The sequence below is a fragment of the Micromonospora antibiotica genome (assembly GCF_017599305.1).
Classification (GTDB): domain Bacteria; phylum Actinomycetota; class Actinomycetes; order Mycobacteriales; family Micromonosporaceae; genus Micromonospora; species Micromonospora antibiotica.
Map to the genome: position 1 here is coordinate 61,713 of NZ_JAGFWR010000034.1, position 6,000 is coordinate 67,712.

Sequence of the window (6,000 nt, forward strand, 5' to 3'; positions counted from 1 at the left end):
ACCCTACCGAGGCGGGGCGTCGCTCTCCCAGGGGGCGCGACCGGCCCGACGGGAGCGGGTTGCCTCACTCTCGATGATCACACCATTACGCAACGTTGCCTAAATTGCTGCCGCAGAGCACGGGCGGGATCGCTCCCATGCGCCCTGAGCTGCGGTTTTACCGACAACCACGGAGTGCGACCGGAAGCTCACCAAAATTCTTGAACGATCTCCGAGTGGTCCCCGTATCCATCGCCGCAAGGACGGACCGGGGCGCTGCCGAGTACGAGGCGGCGGACGACGGCCCACCTTCACCCCAGCCACCGTCGGACCGACCGGACGCGACATCCGTCGACGGTCCGTCGGAGATCAGAGGAGAGGTACATGGCCAGGCCAATGCGGAAGAATTCCGTTCTCAAGCTCGGCGGAGTGGGCGCCCTGGCGGTGCTGCTCCTGGGTGGCGGCCTGCAGCTCGCCTCCGCCGCCGAGAACACCGGCAGCAGCGCCGCGCAGACCGTGAACTGCCCCACCGTACGGGACAAGCTGCCGGCGGTCCCGGCGGCGGCCGCCGCCGGGGTGGAGCGGGAACTGGCCAACCTGGACGAGGAGATCGCCCGGCAGAACGAGCGGCTGGCCAAGCAGGCCGCCAACCCCCAGGGCGGCGCGAACTTCATCAACAACGCCATCCTCGGCCCGCTGAAGAGCAAGCGCGTCGCGGTGCTGGACCGCATCGAGATCAACTTCAACCGGGTCGGCGCACAACGCCCCAACCTGGACAGCCTGGCCGCCTGCGGGCTGAACGCCCCGGGCGTCGCCAGTGCGCTGAACAGCTCCGTCAAGGCCGGCAACGCCGCCACCGGCGGGAACAACACCACTGCCGCCGCCCAGACGGTGAACTGCCCGACGCCGCAGATCCCCGCCGTCCCCGCCCAGGCCGCCGCGAACGTCCAGGCCGAACTGGCCAACCTCGACAAGCAGATCGGCGAAGCCAACGCCCGCCTCGCCCAGCAGGCCGCCAACCCCCAGGGCGGCGCCAACTTCATCAACAACGCCATCCTCGGCCCGCTGAAGGACAAGCGCCAAGCCGCCCTCGACCGCATCGAGATCGCCTTCAACCGCGTCGGCGCACAGCGCCCCAACCTCGACAACTTCGCCGCCTGCGGTCTCAACGGCGCGGGTGCCGGGAACGCGGGCGCGGGCGCGGGCGCGGGCAACAACGGTGCCGGCAACAACGGCGCGGGTAACAACGGCGCGGGCAACAACGGTGCCGGCAACGCGGGGAACGCCCGGACGGTGAACTGCCCGACGCCGCAGATCCCCGCCGTCCCCGCCCAGGCCGCCGCGAACGTCCAGGCCGAACTGGCCAACCTCGACAAGCAGATCGGCGAAGCCAACGCCCGCCTCGCCCAGCAGGCCGCCAACCCCCAGGGCGGCGCCAACTTCATCAACAACGCCATCCTCGGCCCGCTGAAGGACAAGCGCCAAGCCGCCCTCGACCGCATCGAGATCGCCTTCAACCGCGTCGGCGCACAGCGCCCCAACCTCGACAACTTCGCCGCCTGCGGCCTGAACTGACCGGTCCCTCACGGACGGCCCGGCGGATGATCCGCCGGGCCGTCCGGCTGTGCGCACCCACCCCGGCACACCCGACGTCCCACCCGGCTCAGCACGCCCCCGCCGTGGTCAGCGCTCCCCCGTCCAGCTCAGTGCGTCCCGACCGACCCAGCGCGCCTCGGTCGGCTCCAGCGCGCCTCGGCCGGCTCCAGTGCGCCTCGGTCGGCTCAGTGCGTCCCGGCCGGGACGGTTTCGGCGAGGTAGTCGGACAACGCGGCGGAGCCTCGCAGCCGACGCAGGCTGCGGGCGTGCAGGTCCTGCTCCCGCCGGGCGAGTTCGGCCCGCACCCGGTCCGGTCGGCCGGTGCTGCGCAACTCGTCGAGGACCGCGGTGATGATGTCGAACGGGTACCCGCCCCGACGCAGCAGCGCCACCACCTGCGCCGCCCGCCACTCGGCCACGTCGTACACCCGGTAGCCGGTGCCACGCTGCCGGTGCGGGCGGAGCAGGCCGCGCTGCTCCCACAGGCGCAGCTGCGAGGTCCGCACCCCGACCTGGGCGGCCACCACACCGATCCGGGCGTCCCGGCGGGGCACGGCCGCCGCCGGACTGTCCAGCACCGTCTCGAAGGCGCCCAGCACCCGGGCGATCTCGGCCCGTTCGCGGTCCAGCTCGGCGTGCCCGGCGTCGAGCGCGGCGAGCGCCGCCGGCAGCTCACCCCGGTGCACGGCGGCCAACACCTCGCGGGTACGCGCCCAGCCGTGCCCCTCGGCCATCCGCCGGGCCACGGCCAGGGCCCGGACGTGGCGTTCGGTGAACATCCGGTAGCCGCTCGGGGTGCGGCCGGCCGGTGGCAGCAGCCCGTCGGCCAGATAGTTGCGCACCTGCTGGGTGGAGATCCCGGCACTGGCCGCGACGTCGACCAACCGCCACCGCCGCTCCCCCACCCGGCCCCCTCCGCTCGCCCCCGTCCAGCCTAGTGGTTGCCACGTGGTTTGAGACTTTCCGCCCACCTGCATCCGGTCGGCTCGGCGTGCTCCGACAGAAGTCTCAACGGGAGCATGAATGAGAAAATCGAAGGTATGGAGCAGTCAGCACGGTCCACCGCCGACCACCACGACATGATCGAGGTACGGGGCGCCCGGGAGAACAACCTCACCGGCGTCTCCGTCGACATACCCAAGCGACGGCTCACGGTCTTCACCGGGGTCTCCGGCTCGGGGAAGTCCTCCCTGGTGTTCGGCACCGTCGCCGCCGAGTCCCGCCGCCTGATCAACGAGACCTACAGCGCCTTCCTCCAGTCGTTCATGCCGAACCTGTCCCGCCCCGACGTCGACTCGCTGCGGAACCTGACCCCGGCGATCGTGGTCGACCAGGAGCGGATGGGGGCGAACTCCCGCTCCACCGTGGGCACCGCGACCGACGCGTACGCGCTGCTGCGGATCCTGTTCAGCCGGCTCGGCGAGCCGCACGTCGGCGGGGCCGGGGCGTTCAGTTTCAACCTCGCCGAGGGCATGTGCCCCACCTGTGAGGGGCTGGGCCGGGTCTCCGACCTCGACGTGTCGGCCATGGTGGACGTGGAACGCTCGCTCAACGACGGGGCGATCCTGGTGCCGAACTTCGCCGTCGACTCCTGGTACTGGCAGACCATCGTCGGGTCCGGCCTGTTCGACCCGGACGTCAAGCTCCAGGACTTCACCGCGCAGCAGTGGGCGGACTTCCTGCACAAGCCGGCCACCAAGATCAAGGTCGGGACCAACAGCTGGACGTACGAGGGGCTGGTGGTGAAGGTCCGCCGGCTCTACCTGGCCAAGGACCGGGAGTCCATGCAGCCGCACATCCGCGCCTTCGTGGACCGGGCGGTCGCCTTCGCCACCTGCGCCGCCTGCGGTGGTGCCCGGCTCAACGCGGCGGCCCTGTCGTCGAGGATCGCCGGACGCAACATCGCCGAGTGCGCGGCCCAGCAGATCAGCGACCTGGCGGAGTTCGTCGGCGGGATCGACGCCCCGTCGGTGGCACCGCTGGTGGCCGACCTGCGCGACACCCTGGACTCGCTGGTGGAGATCGGCCTCGGCTACCTCAGCCTGGACCGGGAGTCCGGCACCCTCTCCGGCGGCGAGGCGCAGCGGGTGAAGATGGTCCGCCACCTCGGGTCCAGTCTCTCCGACGTGACGTACGTGTTCGACGAACCGACGGTGGGGCTGCACCCGCACGACATCAACCGGATGAACGACCTGCTGCTGCGGTTACGCGACAAGGGCAACACGGTGCTGGTCGTGGAACACAAGCCGGAGACCATCGCGATCGCCGACCACGTGGTCGACCTCGGCCCGGGAGCCGGCGCGGCGGGCGGTCGGATCTGCTACACCGGGGACGTGACCGGGCTACGGCGCTCCGGCACGCTGACCGGCCGGCACCTGGACCACCGGGTCACCCTGCGGGCCGCCGTCCGCACACCCACCGGTCACCTGCCGATCCGGGGCGCCGACCTGCACAACCTGCGCGACGTCGACGTGGACCTGCCGCTGGGGGTGCTGACCGTGGTCACCGGCGTGGCCGGCTCGGGCAAGAGTTCACTGATCCACGGCTCGTTGCCCCGTCGGGACGGGGTGGTGGTGGTCGACCAGTCCGCCATCCGGGGCTCCCGACGCAGCAACCCGGCGACCTGGACCGGCCTGCTCGACCCGATCCGCACCGCGTTCGCCCGCGCCAACGGGGTGAAGGCCGCGCTGTTCAGCGCCAACTCCGAGGGCGCCTGCCCGACCTGCAAGGGAATCGGACTGGTCTACACCGACCTGGCCACGATGGCTGCCGTCGCCACCGTGTGCGAGGCCTGCGAGGGGCGGCGCTACACCCTCGAGGTGCTGAGATACACGCTGCGCGGCCGCAACATCAGCGAGGTGCTCGGCATGTCGGTCACCGAGGCCCGGGAGTTCTTCCCGTCCGGCCCGGCCAGGGTGGTGCTGGACCGCCTGGCCGAGGTCGGGCTGGGCTACCTGACCCTGGGGCAACCGCTGACCACCCTCTCCGGTGGGGAACGCCAGCGGCTCAAGCTAGCCGTGCACATGGCCGAGAAGGCCGCCACCTACGTGCTGGACGAGCCGACCACCGGTCTGCACCTGGCCGACGTGGACCAACTCCTGGCCCTGTTGGACCGGTTGGTCGACGCGGGCAACACGGTGGTCGTCATCGAGCACCACCAGGCGGTGATGGCGCACGCCGACTGGATCATCGACCTGGGTCCCGGTGCCGGACACGACGGCGGCCGGATCGTCTTCACCGGCACCCCCGCCGACCTGGTCGCGCACGGTGACACCCTGACCGCCAGCCACCTGCGCGAGTACGTCGCACCCCGGTGACCCCGGATCACCTCCAGCCCGTGGCCGACGCACACGGACGCCCCTGACCGGCGGGCCGCGAGCGCGGGACGCGGTGCGGTCAGCGGCCGGGAAGTCGCCGCAACCAGGCCCGCTGCCAGGGGGTCTCCACGGCTTTCGGGTGGTAGTGGTCGCGGATCCAACCCACCGCCTGTCGGGCCGGCAGTCCGTCGAGGATCGCCAGGGCGGCGAGGGCGGTGCCGGTCCGGCCGATCCCGCCCCGGCAGGCCACCTCCACCCGGGCACCGCCCTGCGCGCGCCGCAACGCCTCGCGCAGGGCGTCCAGGGCGTCCGCGCGGTCGACGGGCAGCCAGAAGTCGGGCCACCGGATGCGCCGGTACGGCCAGGCCGGGGTCGGGCCGGGCGCCAGGATCAGGGCGAAGTCGGCGGGTGACACCGCGTCGGCCACCCGCCGCCCGCGCACGGTCGCGCCGCTGGGCAGGGTGACCACGCCGGTCGAACTGGACCACTCCACACCGCGATTCTGCCCGGTACGCACACAGCGCGCCGCCCCCGACCCGGGTGGGTCGGGGGCGGCGCGTGTCGATGTGCGGGTCGCCTCTCGGCGCGTGGCGCAACGCGGCTCCAGCCGAACGGAACTCCGCGACGGCATTTCAGGTGAGGCCCGGGGACACCGGACACACCGACACCCTCCACAACGCGGGACCCCACCTCGCCCTTCCCCACCCTCCAGTGACCCCGGTCACTCTCATGTGGCCGCCCCGCCACGACGCCGCCCCGCCACGGCACCGGGTTGGCCGAGGTCGCCACCCGCCGCCGGCCACGACAGCAGCGCTGGCCGGCACCCCGGGCGGGGTGCCGGCCAGCGCTGTCGTGCGGGTTTGCTGCGGGTCAGCTGTTCCAGTGGTGGGCGACGAGGTCGGCGGCCTGGGTTTCCCACTGGGCGTAGTGGTCGGGGTAGGCGGAGACCTGGACGGTCTGGGCGGCCTTGGTCAGGGGCATGTCGTGCCAGCCGTCGACCTGCTTGAGGCCCTTGAGGAACGCCAGGGTGGCGTACTCGGGGTCGGTGATCTGCTCGACGGTGCCCCAGCCGGACGACGGGCGCTGTTGGAACAGGCCCTGCGAGTCG

The 6,000-nt window shown here is 72.1% G+C and carries 4 protein-coding genes and 1 pseudogene; 2 read left to right on the plus strand and 3 right to left on the minus strand.

Annotated features, from left to right (window positions below; genetic code table 11):
• Positions 1-363 precede the first annotated feature (363 nt).
• Positions 364-1,554, plus strand: coding sequence for a hypothetical protein (locus JQN83_RS30845; RefSeq protein WP_208570666.1), 1,191 nt, complete (start codon positions 364-366; stop codon positions 1,552-1,554).
• Positions 1,555-1,760: 206 nt separating this feature from the next.
• Here the strand turns inward: JQN83_RS30845 and JQN83_RS30850 are convergent, their stop codons facing one another.
• Complete coding sequence (locus JQN83_RS30850; protein ID WP_307799950.1) at positions 1,761-2,480, minus strand: MerR family transcriptional regulator; 720 nt, start codon at positions 2,478-2,480, stop codon at positions 1,761-1,763.
• A gap of 135 nt (positions 2,481-2,615) precedes the next feature.
• On the opposite strand from JQN83_RS30850, the gene JQN83_RS30855 reads away from it, so the two are divergent.
• Positions 2,616-4,892 (plus strand): ATP-binding cassette domain-containing protein, encoded by a 2,277-nt coding sequence (locus JQN83_RS30855; protein WP_208570668.1) that lies wholly within the window; start codon positions 2,616-2,618, stop codon positions 4,890-4,892.
• Positions 4,893-4,971: 79 nt separating this feature from the next.
• Here the strand turns inward: JQN83_RS30855 and JQN83_RS30860 are convergent, their stop codons facing one another.
• Positions 4,972-5,385 carry a protein-tyrosine phosphatase family protein gene (locus tag JQN83_RS30860; protein ID WP_208570669.1) on the minus strand — a complete coding sequence of 138 codons (414 nt, stop codon included), beginning with the start codon at positions 5,383-5,385 and terminating at the stop codon, positions 4,972-4,974.
• 377 nt (positions 5,386-5,762) lie between these two features.
• Positions 5,763-6,000, minus strand: a pseudogene (locus tag JQN83_RS30865) (hypothetical protein); the annotation flags it as partial.